The following is a 19,173-nucleotide window of genomic DNA, read 5'->3' as shown; positions in this document are numbered from 1 at the left end:
TTTGATCTAACATTGCTAACGTCTCCAAAGGAGTAAATGTTTATTTGATAACAGGATATTAAATGAATTGAATAAATAGGTAAAACAGTTTGTTTTTATTTTATTGATCGGTATTTTAGATTATTAATCCAGTTATAGACTTTATGCTGCCTTGTTTTTATTTTTGGGCTATATAGAGCAAGTTGAATAGGTTGTCTTAAAAATAGCGTTGAAATTCCATCAAAAAATGCTCCCTATTCAGGTAATGCCAGGCCAGTCAGTTAAGCAATTGACTGGCATTTTTTTTAAATTCAAGATTATATTTGATAGGTAGCAAAGTCATCCGCAACTGTTTGAGGCAGGACTACATTAAAAAATGATTGTTTTTGCGACAAATTTACTAAGGGATAGTGGCTGACGAGTTTTGCGGATGACAAATGCTTTTGGTTACTTTGGGCGAAACCAAAGTAACAAGTGATATTGCAAGTATTTGATTTAAAAAGTTAAGACTCTTTCATAAACGACTGAAAAGCTAAAGAGTCTATTTCTAAATTCCTTAACTGATCAGCATTACCCTATTCAGGAGCATTTTGGGAAATTAATGAATCCGCTGTTCGATACGCAGAGAACGACCCTTGATTGAGTTGGCCAAGAAAAACAAGATTAGGCTAAGTAGTGCCGATAAAATAGCAACACCAATAATAACCAGATTCGTGATCTGACTTAACTGATCCGCCTGTTGTACCTGCGTATTTACACTCTTGGCGACTGGTGTCATGGCTTGACCATAGACCTGTTGCTGCATGGTCCAAATTTGTTCAGGCTTGAAACCATATTGTACAAATTTAGGATCCTGTTTTTCTGCTTCAACCAAATTTAAAACATAAGGTTTTGCGGCAGATAAATCTTGAGGCTTATGCAGCAATGCCGTTTGCGCCAGTAAATAAGATTTCACCGGTGCTGCAATCTCTGAATCAGCCAGATAACGGGCGATTTCACTGTCATTGATATTGCTGTCGTAATACACTACTTGCTGATAAGCATCATCCCGATCATTACGTAGATCATGCTGCAAGTAAGTCAATCCTGACCAAATTACGATAAAAGCAATCAGCCAGGCGACAAATTTCAACACAAAAGACTGAAAGCGCACATAAAAGAAACGCAACTTTTTCAGTAAGCCAATCACAAAAAATGCACCGATGAAAGAGGCAAAAATTTTAATAATCAGCCAGCCAAACCAGCTCAGCAAACTAAAAAAATAATCTGGACTATCACCAATGCTGGCCAGTGTGGCATCTACACTGACCGGCAAATGCAATTGCTGTACTTGGGTACTTAGGCCAAAAAAACCATAGACCAGTTCCTGCTGGAAAAATAGACTGATCAGTGAGGCTATAAATACGGTAGAGGTGGTCAAACCCAATAGCATCAAATTGCGTTGACGTTTCTTGAGTGCAACTACCCCCTGCTTGATGTCCTGAGGCTTAACGGCGTATTCATCTAAGGGCGGCAATCTCTACTCCTTCTTTCAGATTTTGGCCCTACCTGATTTAGTTGGGCTTGGATCCACTGGTACTTGATTCAATCACCAAATGATTCAGATTATCCTGCAGAGCTTTTAAACGCACGGTTGCTTCTGTGCGTTTTTGTACACCTTCTTTCTGAATCTGAATCACATCGTTTACAGTTTTAATGAGGGTGTTTTGCACATGTTCAAGCGTTTCGATGTCAATCACCGAGCGTTGATTGGCTTTAGCCGTATCGACCGAGTTCTGATGTAACAGGTCAGCATTACGGCGTAGCAGCTCATTGGTGGCATCATCAATAGTATTGGCCAGCTGTACACTGTTCTTCTGTTCATTCAACGAAATCGCCAGACTGATCTGATTTTTCCACGCCGGTAAAGTAATGTTTTTGATCGCATAGAACTTGTCAACCAGCATCAGGTTATTCGACTGGATAATCCGGATCATTGGCAAGGTCTGCATCGCAGATTGCTGCAGTACCTGTAAATCACTGACACGTTTTTCCAGATTATTGGCCAGATGGTTCAGGTCATAAATTTTCTGGGTGGTGCTCTGATCTTGCGGCAAGGCGGTTAAAGCGGAAATTTCCTGTTGCAGCTCCTGTTCGCGTAAACGTCCTGCGGCGATATGTACCCCGAGCTGTTTATATTCATCCTGTACCCCGTCAAACATTTTATCCAGGGTATCAACACGTGCTTTCAAACCGGATTGCGAGGTTTCAATCTCTTTCACCAGTACATCTAGCTGCTCTTTAGTGGTATTGAAATGCGCATCAAAGTTATCTTTCGCACCTTTGAATTTGCTAATGATATTGCCAAAAAAACCCGAACTTTTCTTTTTATTGAGAATACTGCTGGTATTCAGCTGCTGAGCCACCTGTACCACCTGATTCAGCTTCTGTCCTGTCGCATCCAGATCTCTATTTTGCACCAGATTCAGTAATTCATCGGTATAGGTCGAAGTTTTGGTCGCAATATTTTTGCCATATTCAGCCACACTGTTATGACTCATGTTGTGCAACTCTTTACGTGCAGCCAGCACCTCCTGAAAGTCAGCAGGCTGCAAGCCCAGTTCTTTCAGGTCCATTTGCTGGAATTTTTGTTCGACCAGTTCATTCGAGCTTTCAACAGGTAAATTTACTAAATCAGACTTGGTCATAGTTCACCTTATATTGTTATGTTTTCGAGGGTTTCTCGAGGGATTTTTTTAACGTTTTAATCAGACTCTCACGGCTATTATCAAGTTTTTCCAGATCACTTGTCGAGTGTTTCGTCTGGCTTTGTTTGACATGATATTGCCAGGCCGGAATCAAGACCTGCTGTGCTTCCTTAAAGCGATCCAGCAGGCTAAAGGAAAGCTGCTGCGAAAGCTGCATCTGGGTAATGGCGATGTCATTACTGCTTTGCAAGGTACGTAAGGTATTAATTTTCTTGGAGAGGCGTTCTGAAAAATTATCCAAGGGATGCTGGTTTTTGACGAATAGCGGATATTCAGACAGAAACTCGTCTGCTGCGACAATGTGCTTGGCCATCTGTTCGCGCAACCCCAAAAGCTGCTGAAAACGTGACTGCGATTTCTGAATTTCAATCTGCAATTTACGGCTTAAGTGATCGGCCTGATCCAGCAAACGGTCCAGCCGTTGATAATATTCCATCTGACTTGAGCCATAATCCAGATCGATGCCCAGCCATTTCTGTAGAGCATTAAATTTACGTTTTTTCAGATATTTTTTAGATTCTGCCAAGGCATGAATCAATTGCTCAATGGTCTGGCTTAACTGTTGGGTCAAGTGCGGATCTACACCATTCAGTAGAACGGACTGTGCCTGAATCAGAGCATCTGCATAATGATTCAGCCCATATTGATTATCCAGTACAGGCACAAGCTCATTACGCTTAATCGCCAGAATTTCCTCACGATCAAGCATCATGTCAGTCAAGGCAGGTAGAGCTTCAAAGCGCGACATGGTTGAGGCGATATCCTTTAAAAAAGTGAAACAAAGAAGTCTAGAACATCTTCGAATGTAGCAAAAAAACAGACCGCGTTGTGTATATTTATCCAGAAATTCGTTACATCACTTTAACTAAATCCATGTTTTATCTTTATTTTAATTATGATTTTGGCAATACGATTCAATTGCAGAGATAAATGACTACATTGCATTTTGAGAATTATTTAACTTTAAGCATTTAGAACTTTAAAATGTATTCAATCTGATCTAAATGCTTACAACATCAGGTTTTACTTAAAATCCATATACAAAAAAAGCCATATTGCTATGGCTTTCAAGGATGATCCAACGCTGGCTTAAAGATAATCCCCTTCGCTCTCCGGCTGAAACAGCACTTTTTCAATGGTCACTTTCATGGTATTACCATCCGGTTGTGGCCATTCAATGGTTTGACCTTCTGCTAAGCCCAAAATGGCTGCACCTATCGGTGCGATGACATTGACCTGCCCCTTTTCACCTTTAAATTCGTGTGGGTAAACCAGTGTCACCTCAACAGCTTCCGTAGAAGGTGCAATGGTCAACAACACACGGGAATGCATGGTCACGATATTGCTTGCGATCGCTTGCGGCTCGACCACTTCGGCACGTGCCAATTCATCCTCTAAGCGGATCATGGTTTCGCTCAGCTTGCTCTGATTCTCCAGCATCGTTTCCAGACGATGTAAATCTTGCTCAGATAAAATAATGTTGGGTTTAGTCATCCTTATTACCTTGTTTAATGCATAAATGAAAAATTAATCAATCAACCGCCAGCAGCATTTTTAAATACAGGATTTACCCATATTCAAATGATACCGATCCATATAACGTTTAAATAAAAAGAATGATGTCATTCACGGCGCTTATATCAGCACCACCTTACAGTAACATGGGATTCACTCAAGCGCTTCATCTACCATGATCTTCAGCTCAATAACCTATTATTTTTAAAGTGTCAGGTTCTGAAAATAATTCCTGTAAATAATTTCAAGCAAAGCATGCAACGAATGCATTCATTCTTTTAAAGCATTTAAAAATACAAATAGTTGATAAAAGACTTTAAGCCAGATTGAGAAAAACTCAATATGATTTTATTGATGACTCAATCTCTTACGGCATGGAAATTGATCTATATAAGCCCGATCAAGTCTAAACATCTTTTACATCGTTATTTTTACAGCTATAAAAAAAGCTCCCGGTTGGGAGCTCCTTTCCGTTTATAAGCGATTATGCATAAACTGGGAATTTAGCACATACCGCTGCAACTTTCTCTTTCACCGCGTTGATAACAGCTTCATCGCCTTTAGCATCTAGGATGTCAGCGATCCAGCCTGCAAGTTCACGCACTTCAGCTTCGCCAAAACCGCGAGTTGTTACTGCAGGTGTACCGATACGGATACCTGAAGTGACGAACGGAGAGCGTGGATCGTTTGGTACAGAGTTTTTGTTCACAGTAATGTGAGCAGCACCTAACCAAGCGTCAGCTTCTTTACCTGTGATGTCTTGTTTGATTAAAGACAACAAGAACAAGTGGTTTTCAGTACCACCAGAAACTACGTCATAACCACGAGCGATTAATACTTCAGCCATTGCTTTCGCATTCACAACTACTTGTTGCTGATAAGCTTTGTATTCAGGTGCCATTGCTTCTTTGAAGCAGATTGCTTTCGCAGCAATCGCGTGAACCAAAGGACCACCCTGGTTGCCTGGGAATACAGCCGATTGAAGTTTCTTCTCGATTTCTTCGTTTGCTTTCGCAAGGATCAGACCTGAACGTGGACCACGAAGTGTTTTGTGAGTCGTAGTCGTAGTAACGTCAGCGATTTGCACCGGGCTTGGGTAAACGCCAGCGGCAACCAGACCTGCAACGTGAGCCATATCAACAAATAGGTAAGCGCCAACTTTGTCCGCGATGTCACGGAAACGCTGCCAGTCAACGATTTGGCTGTATGCAGAGAAACCAGCAACGATCATGCGTGGCTTGTGCTCAAGCGCCAAACGCTCAACTTCTTCGTAATCGATCTCGCCAGTTTCAGGGTTTAAACCGTACTGAATCGCATTATATGTTTTACCAGAGAAACTTACTTTTGCACCGTGCGTCAAGTGACCACCGTGAGCAAGGCTCATACCCAGAACTGTATCGCCCGGGTTCAGAAGCGCTAAGTAAACTGCTGAGTTTGCTTGTGAACCAGCATGTGGCTGAACGTTAGCATAATCAGCACCAAAGAGTTCTTTAGCACGGTCAATCGCCAATTGTTCGATAACGTCTACATACTCGCAACCGCCATAGTAGCGTTTACCTGGGTAGCCTTCCGCATATTTGTTAGTAAGTTTTGAACCTTGAGCTTCCATAACTGCTGGTGAGCAGTAGTTTTCAGAAGCGATTAGCTCAATATGAGCTTCTTGGCGAGCATCTTCATTCGAGATTGCTTGAGCTAATTCTGGATCAAATTCAGCGATAGAGATATTGGCAAACATTAGCGAGGTCCTATTGATTTAGGGCTTTTAAGCCGTGCTAAGATTGGCGCGTATTGTAGCATGAAGTTTTAAATTTTCGATCATGAACTTTATTCAGTTTGCAATAAAAATGGCTCATATCTAAAAAAACATGAGCCATTCAGATAAAAATAAGTTATTGAATTGGCATTAGAGATTTTACATCTGAAATAATATTAGGAATATTCAGTGCATAGACGCTACCATGATCCCATTTAGTCGCATTTGACTCATCCGTAATATAACGTACTGAAGTTTGTTTCTGATTGGCGAGTGCAACCAAAACATCTGTTGCTGCTTTGGGAACGGTACTATCTGCTGAACCCTGATAAATAATCACTGGCGTAGAAACTTTAACAAGTAAAGGCTGAGAATCTTTTTCTAAGAAGCTCTTTACGACTGGAATACTCATAAAGTTAGTTTGAGTACGAGGATAATTATTTACTGAGTTATTATTTGATTGTGCATAAGCATACATTGCAGTACCAAATTTCTGGCCTAATACATCATAGCAATCAGTTTCTGCATTTTTCGCGATTTCGTCGGTTGGTGTTTTAAAAATCTGACTATATTGCAAATTTGGGTTCGGGTTACGCAAACCGGCAACAATCAATGCAGTAAAGGTATCTAAAGATGCTAAAGTTCCAATTTTTTTATCCAGATTTGTTTCTTGTCCCGCCTGTTGTTCACCTCCTGTCAAAATCAGATTGAAATTTGAAGCCGGTGCTAAAGCTACCGTACCTTTATAGGTCATCTTAGAAGCACGTGCTGCATATTGCGCAGCACCTAAAGCTGCCTGGCCACCTTGAGAATGCCCTACTGCAACCCATTGATTGGACGCTTGTGAACCTAAATAATTTCGTGCAGCCACAACTGCATCAGTAATAGAATAAGCTTCACTTTTCAGATTCAAGAAAGGATGAAGTTCTTTTCCACTTGGCTCTCCTAAACCTTCATAGTCAGGTGCCACTACAATATAGCCAGCTTGGAGAAACCCGCCAATCATGGCTTTGATATAATCATTCAGCGCTTTTCGACTCGGCGCACACTGATCAGCTACACCGGTAGTTCCATGTGCCCATGCCACAATTGGCCAGCCTGTAGCTGGAGGCGTTCCCTCGGGTGTGAAAACTAATGCAGTAGCTTGTGTTTCCTTACCATTAATTCCTAACATCTTATAAGTCATGATCACACTTTCGTCAGCGATCCCGGAGAAATCCGTTTGAGTATAGGCTACAGGTGTTGCCACGACTGGATTATCGATATTATTTACTGGAACAGCAGGTTTGGACTCGTAAAAACGATCATTATCACTATCATCGTTACAAGCAGTTAAGGCTACACTTAATGTGAGAAGAGCACAGGTCAATACTTGACGTTTCATCGATCTTATCCTTATCTTATTTATTATCATCTCTAATGAGTTTTTCTGGTTTTATCTTTAACAAACGATAAAACTACATGTAATTTCCCAATTTATCTAAACAATATCAAGAAAAGAATGCGTTATTTTTTCTATTAAATTCGCGCCAGTTTAGATTTATTATGAAATCAGCCAACTTAAGAATAGAGAATTTCCTATTCCCAGAACTATCAAATAGTCGTCATACGTTAAAAAGCCTGCAATTAATACAGAAATAAAGCAATTCAATTGTCAGTTGCAAAATAATAATGTTAGATTTTACTCTCCTCTCTTTTCAGGCACATTTCCGACATGCAGGCCATTATTCTTGATACCGAAACGCATACTTTAAATGGCCAACCCATCGAAATTGCTTATGCGCCTGTCGAAATTGTAGAGCATAAAATCAGTCTGGATAAAAGCCGCCTGTTTGATCAGCTCTACTCATGTGACGAAGCTATTTCTTTTGCTGCCATGGCCGTGCATCATATTCTGGAATCGGATCTGGAAGGTCAGCCGCATTACAGTACCTTTCGCCTGCCTGATGAAACCGTCTACATGATCGGCCATAATATTGATTATGACGTCCGTGCCATCGAAAAATGTGGCGTAGATACTTCAAAAATCAAGGCGATTTGTACACTGGCTTTAGCACGTCGGGTCTGGCCAGATGCGGAAGCACACAATATTTCTGCCCTGATTTATATGATCACCAAAGGCAGCGAAAGAGCGCGTGAAATGATCCGTAAAGCGCATCGTGCCGATATGGATATTATTTTAACTGCCAATATTTTGATGCATATTGTGCATCATTTAAAAATCAACAGTATGCAGGAATTATTCGACGCTTCTGAAGATGCCCGAATTCCACGTACGATTAATTTTGGCAAACATCGCGGTACTGCCATCGCCAAACTTCCTACTGACTATGTGCAATGGCTATTGCGTCAGGATGAACTGGATCCTTATTTACGTAAGGCCCTTGAAAATACGGCGATCACGACATTATAGGTCTTATCAAAATAAACCTCAGTATTTTAATAAATACTTCATATTAATGTAATTTTCACAGACTATGCTCTAGATGAATTTTAGCAACAATCTATTCAGCTATGATGCATTTTTATAAAACTCAACGTGGGATCGAGGTGCTACAGGATCGCTCCATCCCACTGACCGCACGCCAACGCCGCTTACTGGTTCTGATCGGCAGCCAGGATTTCAACTTATTAAATGATGGCTTAAAACAACAGCTTGCTCCTGCCGAACTCTTAGATCAGCTTTATGCCATGGATTTAATTATTCCAGCTGAAACGGGCGAGGTAGCCATCAGTCAAAAGCAGGCTGATGCAAGAACAGATACAAAAGTTGACCTGGCACACTCCGAGATTCACCGATCGTTGGACTCATCGATAGCAGCAGCTTCTGCGACAAAAGAACTCCATCCTGAGATGGAATCCATTAAAGTAGCGCAGGACATTCCATCTGCTGAAACGGATTCAAGCCATGCAAAAAAGCTGCCTGAACTGCAACCTATGTCTTTTGAAGACCTTAAATATATGATGATGGAAAGCTTACAAAAATATTGTGGCTTGATGGCCAAGCAGCAAATTCATCAGATTTTACAGGCGCCGGATACGCGCAGTTTAAAACTGTGCCAAATGCAATGGATCACGTCCCTTCAGGAAAGCCGTATTGCTCCCCAAGAATTGAATCACATTCTGAAGCAGATCAATTTTGCTTTAGATCAATTGCAGTAAAATGAAGCGCCTGAATAAGAACATCTTAGTCTTTTAAACTCTTAAATAAGTGAGTTTAATAATGAGGCAGCTTTAATTATTCAAGATAACTAATTGGTTATTTGATATATTTATATTTAAGCAAAATTTAAAGCTCGAAATATCCGACTTAAGCGTGATAGAAAAAGAATTACAATCCCGCCATATAGGTGAGCATAGACATCCGATTGGATCATGTATATGTCACATTATTTAGAATTCGATGCGTTCGATAATCCCATGCAACTGAGTAAAATTGGCAACTGGGTGATCACCTTTTTAAGTCCGGTTGAAGAACTGCAATTTGTGCAACTGGCGATTACCTATGTGCTTCCCCGCCAGATCAGTGACAGCTTGCAACCGCGCCGTGTGTTGATTCAAAAAAGTCCCATTGAGCATCATTGGCTGATCCAGGCCATTGAATGTTTTGACAGCACGACTCGTCAGGAAATTTCTTTAAGCCCTGAGCATACAATCGCACAGCAAACTTTAGCGCAGATTTTGCAAAAATTTGAAAAATATGATGTGGATGTACAGCTTAAACAGATTTAAATACTTGCTCACTCTAGCGAACTTTTTTATTGGTATGGGGAATTTCTTCGGCCAATCAAGGCTCACTACCACGTTGTCTTCTCTTAGAGATTGAATCAGCTTCTGATTATAGCTGCATACATTAGTATCCAAGCTGGCAAATACCAGAGTATAAAAAACTCACCTAAATGGTGAGTTTTTTAACTGCTGAATCGGTGATTTCGGATAAATAAGTTCAATTTTTTTCTACCTATCTGAAGTTCACTGATTAAATTATTCGACAACGCGATAAATATTTGAAGATTTTTGGCTTTCAAATAATAGCTCAATACTCGGCAGAATCGTTTCACCATCCACCACAATATGTTCAATTTTTTTGACCAACTCAGCTGCATGATGAATGTTGTGCTCTGCAAAGGAACGCAGCATCGCTTTCGCTTCAGTCACTTGGCTAAATTGATCTTTCACCTTGATATCAATCATCTTTGACATTTTTCCTTCCTCTCTCATTATCCAATTTGCAGTTTTTTATACCATAATTAGCCAAGCGATTAATCTTCAAGATGTTAACGAATTTGGCAATGTAAACTTTTTTATCTGGAGGGATTATAATAAAAAGAATATTAAACTGAATGAATTGCGCAGACATTAAAAAAGCTCGCATTTCTGCGAGCTCTGTGTTGGATGGCTAGTGCTAGATTTATTGTCTGGTGATGAACATCAAACTCAACTAACTGTCATTGATCCGTCCAACTTATCGGTAGCGTCTTATTGGTTTTACGACCTACCATGAGTTCAATATAACAGTATTTTTTTAGCCAACAATACTCTTTTACACTTCTAAAAGAAGACTTATACAAGATTCCAATTGTCATTTTTTTAAAGCAGATTAGAATATTTCTGGCTTGTCTTACGAAGAATTTTGCATTCATATCATCTTTATCTAATTTATTGATTTCTAGAAAAATACCTTATTAAGCATACAACTTCCCGTTGCATAGACGGCTCAATACTCTCGTTCATAATCTCAATAAGCGCTTTAAAATTTAAGTTGGAATATGATTTTTTATAAATAAAAAATACTTCCGGAAAAGGACGCAATATTCAAAGAAACTGCTGTCATGAATCGATACGACTAATTTTAAAATGATTATTTTTCAAAAAATGGCGACAATTTAACCTCCCATCAATGTCAATTAACCATATTTTTGTCTGATTATTTAATAACTTACATGAGGAAATCAAAATTATTCAATTGATTTTCTGAACGTTAAATACCATATTTTTATTTGCAGCATAGTAAAATATTCAGAACCTTACTCAGCTTTTCAAATCCACCCTATTTACAGCCAAGCAATCTATAAATTCTAAATTTGATCGAAATAAAAGCTCCCACTTAATGGAAATTTAATTTTATATCAACCTTAAACATTGAATATAAATGCAATACAATGCTCATAAATACATCGAGGTATATCTAATTTTTTATGTCAGCTAATAATTTTAGGAAACACCTTGATCTCAATTTAAGGCAGTTAATACTTTTATTGGCTATTTTTAGTGTGTCTAGCCTTTTTATTATTTCTCTCATTATTAGCTATCAGATCGTAAAAAATCAGTTAATCGACAATTCTCTTGCCTTAAACTCTGATCATGCACATAAAATTGCATTAAGCACAGACAACCATTTTAGAAATATGCTTCTTGAGCTGGACTATAGTGCCAAGATATTAGGTCAAGACTTTAATAACAATGAGCTAAGAGAAGCCGAGGTCAATAAATTAAAATATCAGTCTGAACACTATAACAGTGTTGTGATCAGTGACACCCAAGGCAGACTGATAAACTTTTCCCCTAATATTCTGCATATTGATAAAAGCAAAATACAACATACTCAAGGGATTATTGACTCTCTTCATAAAAAATCGACTTATATATCTTCGCCCTATTTTTCTGTGCAAAAAAATATGATTGTGTTTATTTCTCAACCTATTTTTGACAAGTCAAATCACTATCAGGGCTTCATCGGTTCAGCGATTTATTTAAAAGAAAAAAATGTAATTAATCAGCTTCTAACCACTTATAAAAATTATAAGAATAGTTATATGTATGTGATTAACAATGAAAATAAAATTATTTTCCATCCCGATCGTGAAAGAATCGGTCAATTGGCCAGCAATAATACTGGTCTGGAATATATGCATGCGCATAAAAATGGTCAAATTCGTTTAATCAATAGCCAGGGCACTGATAATCTGGCGGGTTTTTCTCATATTCCGACTTCAAACTGGATCGTGGTTTCCCAACAACCCACCCATGATTTACTTAAACAGGCAAATTCTATCCTTTATAAATTAGCCGCAGGATTCTTTTTATTTTATCTGCTTGTTTTTTATATTGTATGGCGACTGTCTGACTCTATCTCGGCCCCGTTGAATCAACTGGCAGATATGGCGAGTCTGCTAAATCAGGCAGAAATCGGTTCAAAAATTAAGAATATCCAGCCTTGGTACTATGAGGTCACAAAATTCAAGTTAGCCCTACTGCTCAGTGTTCGCAAATTTTCACAACAAATGAGCAAGATGGATCATCATATTAATACGGATCCTTTAACCGGCTTGATGAATCGTCGTGGTTTAAATTACGTCATGACTCAAAACATGAAAATGAACATCCCGTTTTCAGTACTTCTGATGGATGTGGATCACTTTAAAAACGTGAATGACAATTATGGTCATGATCAAGGTGATGTTGTCTTAAAGCATATTGCCAAGACGATGCAGCAAAAATTTCGTAAAGATGATATTTGCTGCCGTTATGGCGGTGAAGAATTTATCATTATTATACCGAACAGCAATCTTACTGAAGTTTATGAAAGTGCAGAAAGGTTCAGAAAAGAGATTGCATGTAAAGAAATTCACAACATAGGTTTCATCAGCATTTCGATTGGTATTGCTTCTTGGCCAGACAGTTCTAAAAATATTCTAGACGTTTTGAAAATTGCCGATAACAATCTTTATCGGGCGAAAGATGATGGCCGCAACTGTGTGCGATACTAATTTGATTTATTTTTCAGTTTTATAGTTTAAATAAATGGTGCGCTCAGCGGGACTCGAACCCACGCCACAGGCTTCGGAGACCTGTACTCTATCCAGTTGAGCTATGAGCGCATCTTTTTTGGATCGCGCACATCATAACAAAAAAAAGCATAAGGTAAAGCAACTATCTCTAACTTCATCATTTTTATGCTTAAGCTTTATACAATGTTCCAAAACAGCAACACAGAATTGCATGTGAATCACTTGGCTTATTTTGCGAGATCACTCACAATATCTCAACTTTTCACCATTTGAGATATTCATGACTGATGCACTGATCTTAAGGGATGTGTCAAAGACCTATCGCAATGGCTTTCAGGCATTGAAAGGGATTAACTTAAATGTACCAGAAGGTGAATTTTATGCGCTATTGGGGCCTAATGGCGCAGGAAAATCTACTACCATCGGTATTATCAGCTCATTAACAAAAAAAACCTCCGGTACAGTCGAAATTTTTGGTCATAATCTGGATACCCACCCTTCCCAGGCCAAACAGTGCCTAGGTGTAGTACCTCAGGAATTCAACTTTGCCCAGTTTGAAAAAACCTTTGATATTTTGGTGACTCAGGCAGGCTATTACGGCATTCCTAAAAAAATTGCACAGGAACGGGCGGAGCTTTATCTGACCAAACTGGGTTTATGGGAAAAGCGTGCCACTCAGGCCCGCATGTTATCGGGCGGGATGAAACGTCGCCTGATGATCGCGCGTGCCATGATGCACGAACCGAAACTGCTGATTCTGGATGAACCGACGGCTGGTGTTGATATCGAGTTGCGTCGTTCGATGTGGGAATTTTTGAACGAGATGAATGAAAAAGGCACTTCCATCATTCTGACCACACATTATCTAGAAGAAGCAGAAATGCTGTGTCGCCGTATTGCGATTATTGATCGCGGTGTGATTAAAGAAGACACCACCATGAAAAGCTTCCTGAGTCAGCTCAATGAAGAATCGTTTATTTTTGATCTGGCCGAACCGATTGAACCTTTGCATCTGGATATCATCGGCGTGCGTTTTAACCTGATCGATCCGATGACTTTAGAAATCACCATGGACAAGGCACATACCATGAATGATCTGTTCCAATTGCTGGAATCACAAAATATTCAGGTACGCAGTATGCGCAATAAATCCAATCGTCTGGAAGAACTTTTTGTGAAAATGGTCGAGAAAAATCTGGATGGAGCTGCGCAATGAACATTAATCAACTCAGCGTAGCTTTATATACCATTATCTATAAAGAAGTGCGTCGCTTTATGCGCATCTGGCCACAGACCCTGTTGCCACCTGCAATCACCATGAGCCTGTACTTTGTGATCTTCGGTAATCTGGTCGGTTCACGCATTGGAGAAATGGGCGGCTATAGTTATATGGAGTTCATTGTGCCCGGTCTGATTATGATGGCCGTGATCACCAACAGCTATGCCAACGTCTCGTCTAGTTTCTTCAGCTCAAAATTCCAGAAAAGCATTGAAGAACTGATCATGAGTCCTGTACCGATGCATGCCATTTTATGGGGGCATGTATTGGGCGGTGTGATTCGTGGGATACTGGTGGCAATCATTGTCAGTGCCGTGAGCTTATTTTTTGCCGATTTATACATCACTAACTGGTTTGTGACTATATATACAGTCTTGATTACTTCCCTGCTGTTTTCCTTGGGTGGTTTTATCAATGCCGTCTATGCCAAATCTTTCGATGATATCTCGATCATCCCGACTTTTGTTTTAACACCACTGACCTATTTAGGTGGTGTGTTTTATGCTATTTCGAGCTTAAGCCCATTCTGGCAAAATTTATCTTTAATTAATCCTGTCGTGTATATGGTCAATGCCTTCCGCTATGGCATTTTAGGACATAGCGATGTCAATGTTGCCATTTCACTGACAGTGATTACCTTATGTTGTGCCGTGCTGTATGCAGTGGCCTATCATTTACTCTCCCGTGGTTCAGGAATGCGTGAATAATGAGTGTAGAACAATCTCTCCTTGGTAAAGACACCAATTACCCGACAGAATATCATCCTGATGTTCTGTTTCCGATTTCACGCGCGCCTGCCCGTGAACAATACGCACATGTTGAAGCGATTCAGCAAGGTGCAGACTGGTGGCATGTGTTTGAAATTTCCTGGTTAAATCCAGCAGGTGTGCCACAAGTCGCCATTGGCCGCATTAGCTTGCCAGCGTCCTCGCCGAATCTGATCGAATCCAAATCCTTGAAGCTGTATTTCAATAGTCTGAACTTTGCCAAGTTTGAATCTAAAGAAGCCTTTATAGCGACGGTAGAAAAAGATTTATCTACTGCGGCTGAAGCTGAAGTCAAACTGCAACTGTTTCAGGTCGATGAATTAGAGATCAGTAAGCCGGAAGGTATCTGTATTGATGAGCTTATACCTGACCGTCTGGAAAATCATCCAGATGCCAGTTTATTGGCTTTGGATTCGAAGGATGCAGCAGAAGGCGAAATACAGCTGTATTCACATTTACTCAGAAGTAACTGCCCTGTCACTGGCCAGCCGGACTGGGGAACAGTTTTTATACGTTATCAAGGTAAAAAACCTTGTTATAAGAGTATTTTAGCTTATATTATTTCCTACCGTCAGCATAATGGGTTCCACGAACAATGTGTGGAGCAGATGTTCGCCGATATCTGGCAGCAACTGAAACCGGAAAAGCTGATGGTCTACGCAACCTATACACGCCGTGGTGGATTGGATATCAACCCTTGCCGTGTATCGGATTTAACATGGATGCCTCGCCCTATTCGTTTAGCGCGACAATAAAAAACATTGAGGTTGAACAATGCCATTTTTTGGGTTTATTCCTTCTGCAGAGCTTTTAAATACAATTCAGACTGCACAAAAAAACAAAAATTCAAGTGAGCCGCTTTACCCATTGCGTGATAAAACCGCATTAATGATTAATGATGAAATTATTGATGCGATTCTTACCGAGCTGGTGCGTCGCTTTCCTGCCAGTGATAAACGCGATACTGCGGAAAAACTGGCTGGCTATATCAAGTCTACTGTTGCAGTTTTGCTGAAGCAGTTATTGAGTAAAGCACCAAATGACGTAGTCAGAGAGTCGATTGCATTCTCTGAGCGCAGTCTGTTTAAAGATCCTGAAGGACATTTCCGCATTGGTGAGTCACTAGATGCCAATCTGGTGACGAATTTAAAACATCATTATGCAGAACTTAAAGCCGGTCAGAGTATCGATAAACAAGCGTTCAGTAACCTGTACAAGCAATTTGGTGAAGCGACAGTACGACATTTTATGGTCGACTTTAATAAAACCCTGGATCTTGGCATGATCAAACGTAAGGCAGCAGATATTGGCGCATCTGCAGTGATCAAGGCCATCAATATGGCAGCAGATAAAATTATTCTGAATTTGAATAAAGATGAGCTGCGCGCCATGGCCGAATATCACGACACTTTGTTCTATACAGAATAGTTTTTCACAGCATGATCTCAAGATTTTCTATAAATCTTGAGGAATTAGCCTGACTTCGGTCAGGCTTTTTTATGATCAGTGAAATAACTTGTTACAGATAAGCGGCTCTATAAGACAGACTGCCGTAAAAATAGCCAATCCATCGCTATTTTTGTATAAGCGGCTAGGTCTCTTATTCATCCGAATGTTATCTTTAATCTGGCACTTTAAGCCCCACGATTGAAAAAATTTTATCAATCTTTTTCATGGCATGATTCAAATGACATCGCCAGCAACTCATCTAAAAAAACTGGAAATCGTAGCAAGATGTTGAAATCGGATTTTTATAAAAAGTTTAAGCAGCTTTCAATCGCACTTACCACATTCGGTCTCAGCAGTTTGAGTCTGGCCAACGATTTCCAATATCACCCCTCTTATGCCAGCTTTAAGCAGAACGCCATGCAGAGCTATGGGCTGAGTGCCCAGCAAGTAGATTCCGCCATGAACGGGACGCGTAATTTGCCCAATATCATCAATATCATGAATCGCCCAGGTGAAAGTAAGCCTTGGTATTCGTATAAGACTAACTTCCTGGCTGAATCTACCATTCAGCGCGGCGTACGCTTTAAACAGCAATATGCAGAAACGCTTAACCGTGCTGAACAGCAGTTTGGTGTACCACAATCGATCATTCTGGGCATTTTAGGTGTAGAAACCGGTTTTGGCAGCAACAAGGGCTCTTTTGTCACTCGTGATGCCCTGGCAACCTTAGGGTTTGGTTATGAACGTCGTGCCCAGTATTTTCAGGATGAACTGGCTGCTTTAATTGCCTGGTCATATAGAGATGGTGTTGCCACATCTTCTGTGGTGGGTTCTTATGCCGGTGCTGTTGGCTATCCGCAGTTTATGCCGAGCAACATTCCAAAATTCGGCGTGGACTACGATGGCAATGGTCATATTGACCTGCGTAACTCAGCGGTAGATGCGATTGGTTCGATTGCCAACTATCTGGCACAGCACGGCTGGCAGCGTAATCAGCCCATTGCCTTTCCGGCACGTTATACCGGTTCAAATCCCGATACCGTGATTGCCAAAGATCTGACTCAACCTATGCCTTATGGTGTGTTAAAAACGCAAGGCATCAGCCCAATGAATCCAATCGTAAAAATTGACGATCTGGATCTGGTCAATGTAATTCAATTACAAGAGAATTATGGCTCGATTTACTACATCACTTATCCAAATTTTCAAGTGATTACCACTTATAATCGTAGCCGTATGTATGCTACTGCTTTGTGGCTATTAGGTACCGAAATTACCAGCCGTTAACACTGAAAATTAATATAAATTATGAAAGTCAACATTTTTATAGGTTAATTTGTACGTATTTTAAGCAATTTTAATATCATGTTACAATATTGATTATTTTTTAATCAATCATTGTTTATTTTGCGTTCTTTTTTTAACTATTTTAATTAAACACTAGACAGGGTATTGTCGGCATGAATATTATCCATTTCGTTAAATGTAGTTGCATAAGTTAAATATCAGGCATGTTTATATGGTTTTTCAGCCATTTATGAACAACCAATAGATATGCTGTTAGGAGTTGATTCGATGCATTCTTCAATTTTGAAGTCTTTTATGGCCATTGCCACGATCGTCACGCTGACGCAATCACAGGCAGATATGGTTCCGTCATCTTCATTCACCAATGAAAATGACAATTCGCGTCTTGCAACGCGAGTACTCAATAAAGAAGCTCAAAGCTTCAATTCAAATTTCACAAATTTGAACAGCCTTTCAATCACTGAGCGTTCTGGCGATAAAGTTCGCCGTGAAACCATTGCAGCGAAAATTGAACTTCCTGCAGAAGAGCCTTCAGTGATTGAAAAACTGAATACAGTGGCTTCTAATACTGTACGTAAATTCAGTCAGACAGGTACAGCGTCTTGGTATGGTCGTCAATTCCACGGCCGTAAAACTGCAAGCGGTGAAACCTTTGATATGAACGCAATGACTGCTGCTCATCGTAGCCTGCCATTGAACTGCTATATTCGTGTAACTAACCGCAATAACGGCAAGAGCGTCGTGGTTAAAGTAAATGACCGCGGTCCTTTCCATGGTAACCGTGTTGTTGATTTATCTTACGGTGCTGCGAAACAGTTAGGTATTACCAGTGCCGGTACTGCAAAAGTCAGTATTGAACGTGTCGCTGGCCCAAATTCTTAAGATTTGACCTGCAACACATTTAACAAAAGCCACAGCAATGTGGCTTTTTTTATTGTGCTCATTTTCTAGAAGAATATAAACGCTCCTGCTCAGCCCTATCTTAAAGTTCTTTCAAGAAAATTTTGGCATGTTCATCCTGCCTGATAAAATCCCTTCACCTGCATGATTAACTTTTGACCACATCCGGATTCTGCTTTATATTTCCAGATAAGCAAAACATGTTCATGGAATGGAGCGAAGAATGAAAACAATATCTGAATGGTTTGATGAATATAGTGACAGCCATCAAAATAAAACCAATAAGCTGATTCACTGGGTTTGCGTACCGACCATCTATTTTTCGATTATTGGCATTCTAGCGCATTTCAGCGCTTTGCTGACTACCCTGCTACTGGTTTTGGCTTTTATCTTCTATGCACGCCTAGATCTTGTTTTGGCAGTAGCGATGGCTGTATTAACGTTGGTGATGGCTTGGCTCATCTGGATTCTGCCAGTCGGTACCGGTTTCTTTATTGCCCTGTTTGTCTTAGCCTGGATTGGCCAATTTTATGGGCACAAAGTGGAAGGTAAAAAGCCTTCGTTCTTCAAAGACCTCCAATTCCTCCTCATTGGCCCAATTTGGTGCATGGATGCCTATTTAGGTAAAATCCTACCGAACTGGAAATCGCGCCATAACAGCGCAATTATGAGCGTTTAAACGCCA

At 40.1% G+C, this 19,173-nt stretch carries 18 protein-coding genes and 1 tRNA gene; 11 read left to right on the top strand and 8 right to left on the bottom strand.

The features are described from left to right. Nucleotides 1-577 precede the first annotated feature (577 nt). The 6 genes from ACTL4S_RS11505 to ACTL4S_RS11480 form a co-directional block, all read right to left on the bottom strand. Entirely contained in the window at nt 578-1,495 is a 918-nt protein-coding gene (locus tag ACTL4S_RS11505; protein ID WP_441299393.1) for a hypothetical protein, read from the bottom strand. 37 nt (nt 1,496-1,532) lie between these two features. Further along, nucleotides 1,533-2,666, bottom strand: coding sequence for a toxic anion resistance protein (locus ACTL4S_RS11500; protein WP_441299392.1), 1,134 nt, complete (start codon nt 2,664-2,666; stop codon nt 1,533-1,535). A 16-nt stretch (nt 2,667-2,682) separates the two neighbouring features. Next, nucleotides 2,683-3,474 (bottom strand): tellurium resistance protein, encoded by a 792-nt coding sequence (locus ACTL4S_RS11495; RefSeq protein WP_253111908.1) that lies wholly within the window; start codon nt 3,472-3,474, stop codon nt 2,683-2,685. A gap of 341 nt (nt 3,475-3,815) precedes the next feature. Then, nucleotides 3,816-4,220 (bottom strand): nucleoside diphosphate kinase regulator, encoded by a 405-nt coding sequence (gene rnk, locus ACTL4S_RS11490; protein WP_004279022.1) that lies wholly within the window; start codon nt 4,218-4,220, stop codon nt 3,816-3,818. Nucleotides 4,221-4,725: 505 nt separating this feature from the next. Further along, nucleotides 4,726-5,976, bottom strand: coding sequence for a serine hydroxymethyltransferase (glyA, locus tag ACTL4S_RS11485; RefSeq protein WP_005103619.1), 1,251 nt, complete (start codon nt 5,974-5,976; stop codon nt 4,726-4,728). Nucleotides 5,977-6,130: 154 nt separating this feature from the next. Further along, entirely contained in the window at nt 6,131-7,378 is a 1,248-nt protein-coding gene (locus ACTL4S_RS11480) for an alpha/beta hydrolase (RefSeq protein WP_313564689.1), read from the bottom strand. A gap of 330 nt (nt 7,379-7,708) precedes the next feature. Between ACTL4S_RS11480 and ACTL4S_RS11475 the strand changes: the two genes are divergently transcribed. The 3 genes from ACTL4S_RS11475 to ACTL4S_RS11465 all read left to right on the top strand — a co-directional run bounded on the left by ACTL4S_RS11475 (nt 7,709) and on the right by ACTL4S_RS11465 (nt 9,726). Then, complete coding sequence (locus tag ACTL4S_RS11475) at nt 7,709-8,407, top strand: 3'-5' exonuclease (RefSeq protein ID WP_441299391.1); 699 nt, start codon at nt 7,709-7,711, stop codon at nt 8,405-8,407. A gap of 101 nt (nt 8,408-8,508) precedes the next feature. Beyond that, the gene (locus ACTL4S_RS11470; RefSeq protein ID WP_180038767.1) at nt 8,509-9,156 is read left to right on the top strand and encodes a hypothetical protein; all 648 of its coding nucleotides are present in this window, start codon (nt 8,509-8,511) and stop codon (nt 9,154-9,156) included. A 219-nt stretch (nt 9,157-9,375) separates the two neighbouring features. Next, entirely contained in the window at nt 9,376-9,726 is a 351-nt protein-coding gene (locus tag ACTL4S_RS11465) for a hypothetical protein (protein WP_441299390.1), read from the top strand. A 252-nt stretch (nt 9,727-9,978) separates the two neighbouring features. On the opposite strand, the gene ACTL4S_RS11460 is transcribed toward ACTL4S_RS11465, so the two are convergent. Next, nucleotides 9,979-10,197: a hypothetical protein gene (locus ACTL4S_RS11460; RefSeq protein ID WP_005103627.1), complete on the bottom strand. Its 219-nt coding sequence runs from the start codon at nt 10,195-10,197 to the stop codon at nt 9,979-9,981. A gap of 995 nt (nt 10,198-11,192) precedes the next feature. Here ACTL4S_RS11460 and ACTL4S_RS11455 point away from each other — a divergent pair. Then, nucleotides 11,193-12,764 carry a sensor domain-containing diguanylate cyclase gene (locus ACTL4S_RS11455; protein WP_071850991.1) on the top strand — a complete coding sequence of 524 codons (1,572 nt, stop codon included), beginning with the start codon at nt 11,193-11,195 and terminating at the stop codon, nt 12,762-12,764. A 35-nt stretch (nt 12,765-12,799) separates the two neighbouring features. On the opposite strand, the gene ACTL4S_RS11450 is transcribed toward ACTL4S_RS11455, so the two are convergent. Beyond that, nucleotides 12,800-12,875 (bottom strand) — tRNA-Arg (locus ACTL4S_RS11450). A 190-nt stretch (nt 12,876-13,065) separates the two neighbouring features. On the opposite strand from ACTL4S_RS11450, the gene ACTL4S_RS11445 reads away from it, so the two are divergent. The 7 genes from ACTL4S_RS11445 (at nt 13,066) to ACTL4S_RS11415 (ending at nt 19,167) form a co-directional block, all read left to right on the top strand. Continuing rightward, nucleotides 13,066-14,001 (top strand): ABC transporter ATP-binding protein, encoded by a 936-nt coding sequence (locus ACTL4S_RS11445; RefSeq protein WP_004645601.1) that lies wholly within the window; start codon nt 13,066-13,068, stop codon nt 13,999-14,001. Continuing rightward, a complete protein-coding gene (locus ACTL4S_RS11440) occupies nt 13,998-14,771 on the top strand; it encodes an ABC transporter permease (protein WP_004279041.1) in 774 nt (257 codons plus the stop codon). Before ACTL4S_RS11445 ends, ACTL4S_RS11440 begins: the two co-directional genes overlap by 4 nt. Beyond that, complete coding sequence (gene queF, locus ACTL4S_RS11435; protein WP_253138075.1) at nt 14,771-15,586, top strand: NADPH-dependent 7-cyano-7-deazaguanine reductase QueF; 816 nt, start codon at nt 14,771-14,773, stop codon at nt 15,584-15,586. The genes ACTL4S_RS11440 and queF overlap by 1 nt, the downstream gene beginning before the upstream one ends. A 19-nt stretch (nt 15,587-15,605) precedes the next feature. Beyond that, nucleotides 15,606-16,259, top strand: coding sequence for a hypothetical protein (locus ACTL4S_RS11430; protein ID WP_004645603.1), 654 nt, complete (start codon nt 15,606-15,608; stop codon nt 16,257-16,259). Nucleotides 16,260-16,565: 306 nt separating this feature from the next. After that, the gene (gene mltB, locus ACTL4S_RS11425) at nt 16,566-17,567 is read left to right on the top strand and encodes a lytic murein transglycosylase B (RefSeq protein ID WP_441299389.1); all 1,002 of its coding nucleotides are present in this window, start codon (nt 16,566-16,568) and stop codon (nt 17,565-17,567) included. 288 nt (nt 17,568-17,855) lie between these two features. After that, a complete protein-coding gene (locus ACTL4S_RS11420) occupies nt 17,856-18,470 on the top strand; it encodes a septal ring lytic transglycosylase RlpA family protein (RefSeq protein ID WP_004279046.1) in 615 nt (204 codons plus the stop codon). Between the two features lie 241 nt (nt 18,471-18,711). After that, complete coding sequence (locus tag ACTL4S_RS11415) at nt 18,712-19,167, top strand: Mpo1 family 2-hydroxy fatty acid dioxygenase (protein WP_005106461.1); 456 nt, start codon at nt 18,712-18,714, stop codon at nt 19,165-19,167. Nucleotides 19,168-19,173 lie beyond the last annotated feature (6 nt).

This window comes from Acinetobacter lwoffii (assembly GCF_052078135.1).
Taxonomy (GTDB): domain Bacteria; phylum Pseudomonadota; class Gammaproteobacteria; order Pseudomonadales; family Moraxellaceae; genus Acinetobacter; species Acinetobacter lwoffii_Z.
Note: the sequence above shows the minus strand (reverse complement) of the source record. Positions and strands in the feature narration are given on the sequence as shown.

Excerpts from the sequence above, each read along its gene's own strand:
- ACTL4S_RS11420 (WP_004279046.1), top strand. The coding sequence starts at position 17,856 with ATGCATTCTTCAATTTTGAAGTCTTTTATGGCCATTGCCACGATCGTC.
- mltB (WP_441299389.1), top strand. The coding sequence starts at position 16,566 with ATGTTGAAATCGGATTTTTATAAAAAGTTTAAGCAGCTTTCAATCGCA.
- ACTL4S_RS11440 (WP_004279041.1), top strand. The coding sequence starts at position 13,998 with ATGAACATTAATCAACTCAGCGTAGCTTTATATACCATTATCTATAAA.
- ACTL4S_RS11455 (WP_071850991.1), top strand. The coding sequence starts at position 11,193 with ATGTCAGCTAATAATTTTAGGAAACACCTTGATCTCAATTTAAGGCAG.
- ACTL4S_RS11445 (WP_004645601.1), top strand. The coding sequence starts at position 13,066 with ATGACTGATGCACTGATCTTAAGGGATGTGTCAAAGACCTATCGCAAT.
- ACTL4S_RS11415 (WP_005106461.1), top strand. The coding sequence starts at position 18,712 with ATGAAAACAATATCTGAATGGTTTGATGAATATAGTGACAGCCATCAA.
- ACTL4S_RS11475 (WP_441299391.1), top strand. The coding sequence starts at position 7,709 with ATGCAGGCCATTATTCTTGATACCGAAACGCATACTTTAAATGGCCAA.
- ACTL4S_RS11465 (WP_441299390.1), top strand. The coding sequence starts at position 9,376 with ATGTCACATTATTTAGAATTCGATGCGTTCGATAATCCCATGCAACTG.
- ACTL4S_RS11500 (WP_441299392.1), bottom strand. The coding sequence starts at position 2,666 with ATGACCAAGTCTGATTTAGTAAATTTACCTGTTGAAAGCTCGAATGAA.
- queF (WP_253138075.1), top strand. The coding sequence starts at position 14,771 with ATGAGTGTAGAACAATCTCTCCTTGGTAAAGACACCAATTACCCGACA.
- ACTL4S_RS11460 (WP_005103627.1), bottom strand. The coding sequence starts at position 10,197 with ATGTCAAAGATGATTGATATCAAGGTGAAAGATCAATTTAGCCAAGTG.
- ACTL4S_RS11495 (WP_253111908.1), bottom strand. The coding sequence starts at position 3,474 with ATGTCGCGCTTTGAAGCTCTACCTGCCTTGACTGACATGATGCTTGAT.
- rnk (WP_004279022.1), bottom strand. The coding sequence starts at position 4,220 with ATGACTAAACCCAACATTATTTTATCTGAGCAAGATTTACATCGTCTG.
- ACTL4S_RS11470 (WP_180038767.1), top strand. The coding sequence starts at position 8,509 with ATGATGCATTTTTATAAAACTCAACGTGGGATCGAGGTGCTACAGGAT.
- ACTL4S_RS11480 (WP_313564689.1), bottom strand. The coding sequence starts at position 7,378 with ATGAAACGTCAAGTATTGACCTGTGCTCTTCTCACATTAAGTGTAGCC.
- glyA (WP_005103619.1), bottom strand. The coding sequence starts at position 5,976 with ATGTTTGCCAATATCTCTATCGCTGAATTTGATCCAGAATTAGCTCAA.
- ACTL4S_RS11430 (WP_004645603.1), top strand. The coding sequence starts at position 15,606 with ATGCCATTTTTTGGGTTTATTCCTTCTGCAGAGCTTTTAAATACAATT.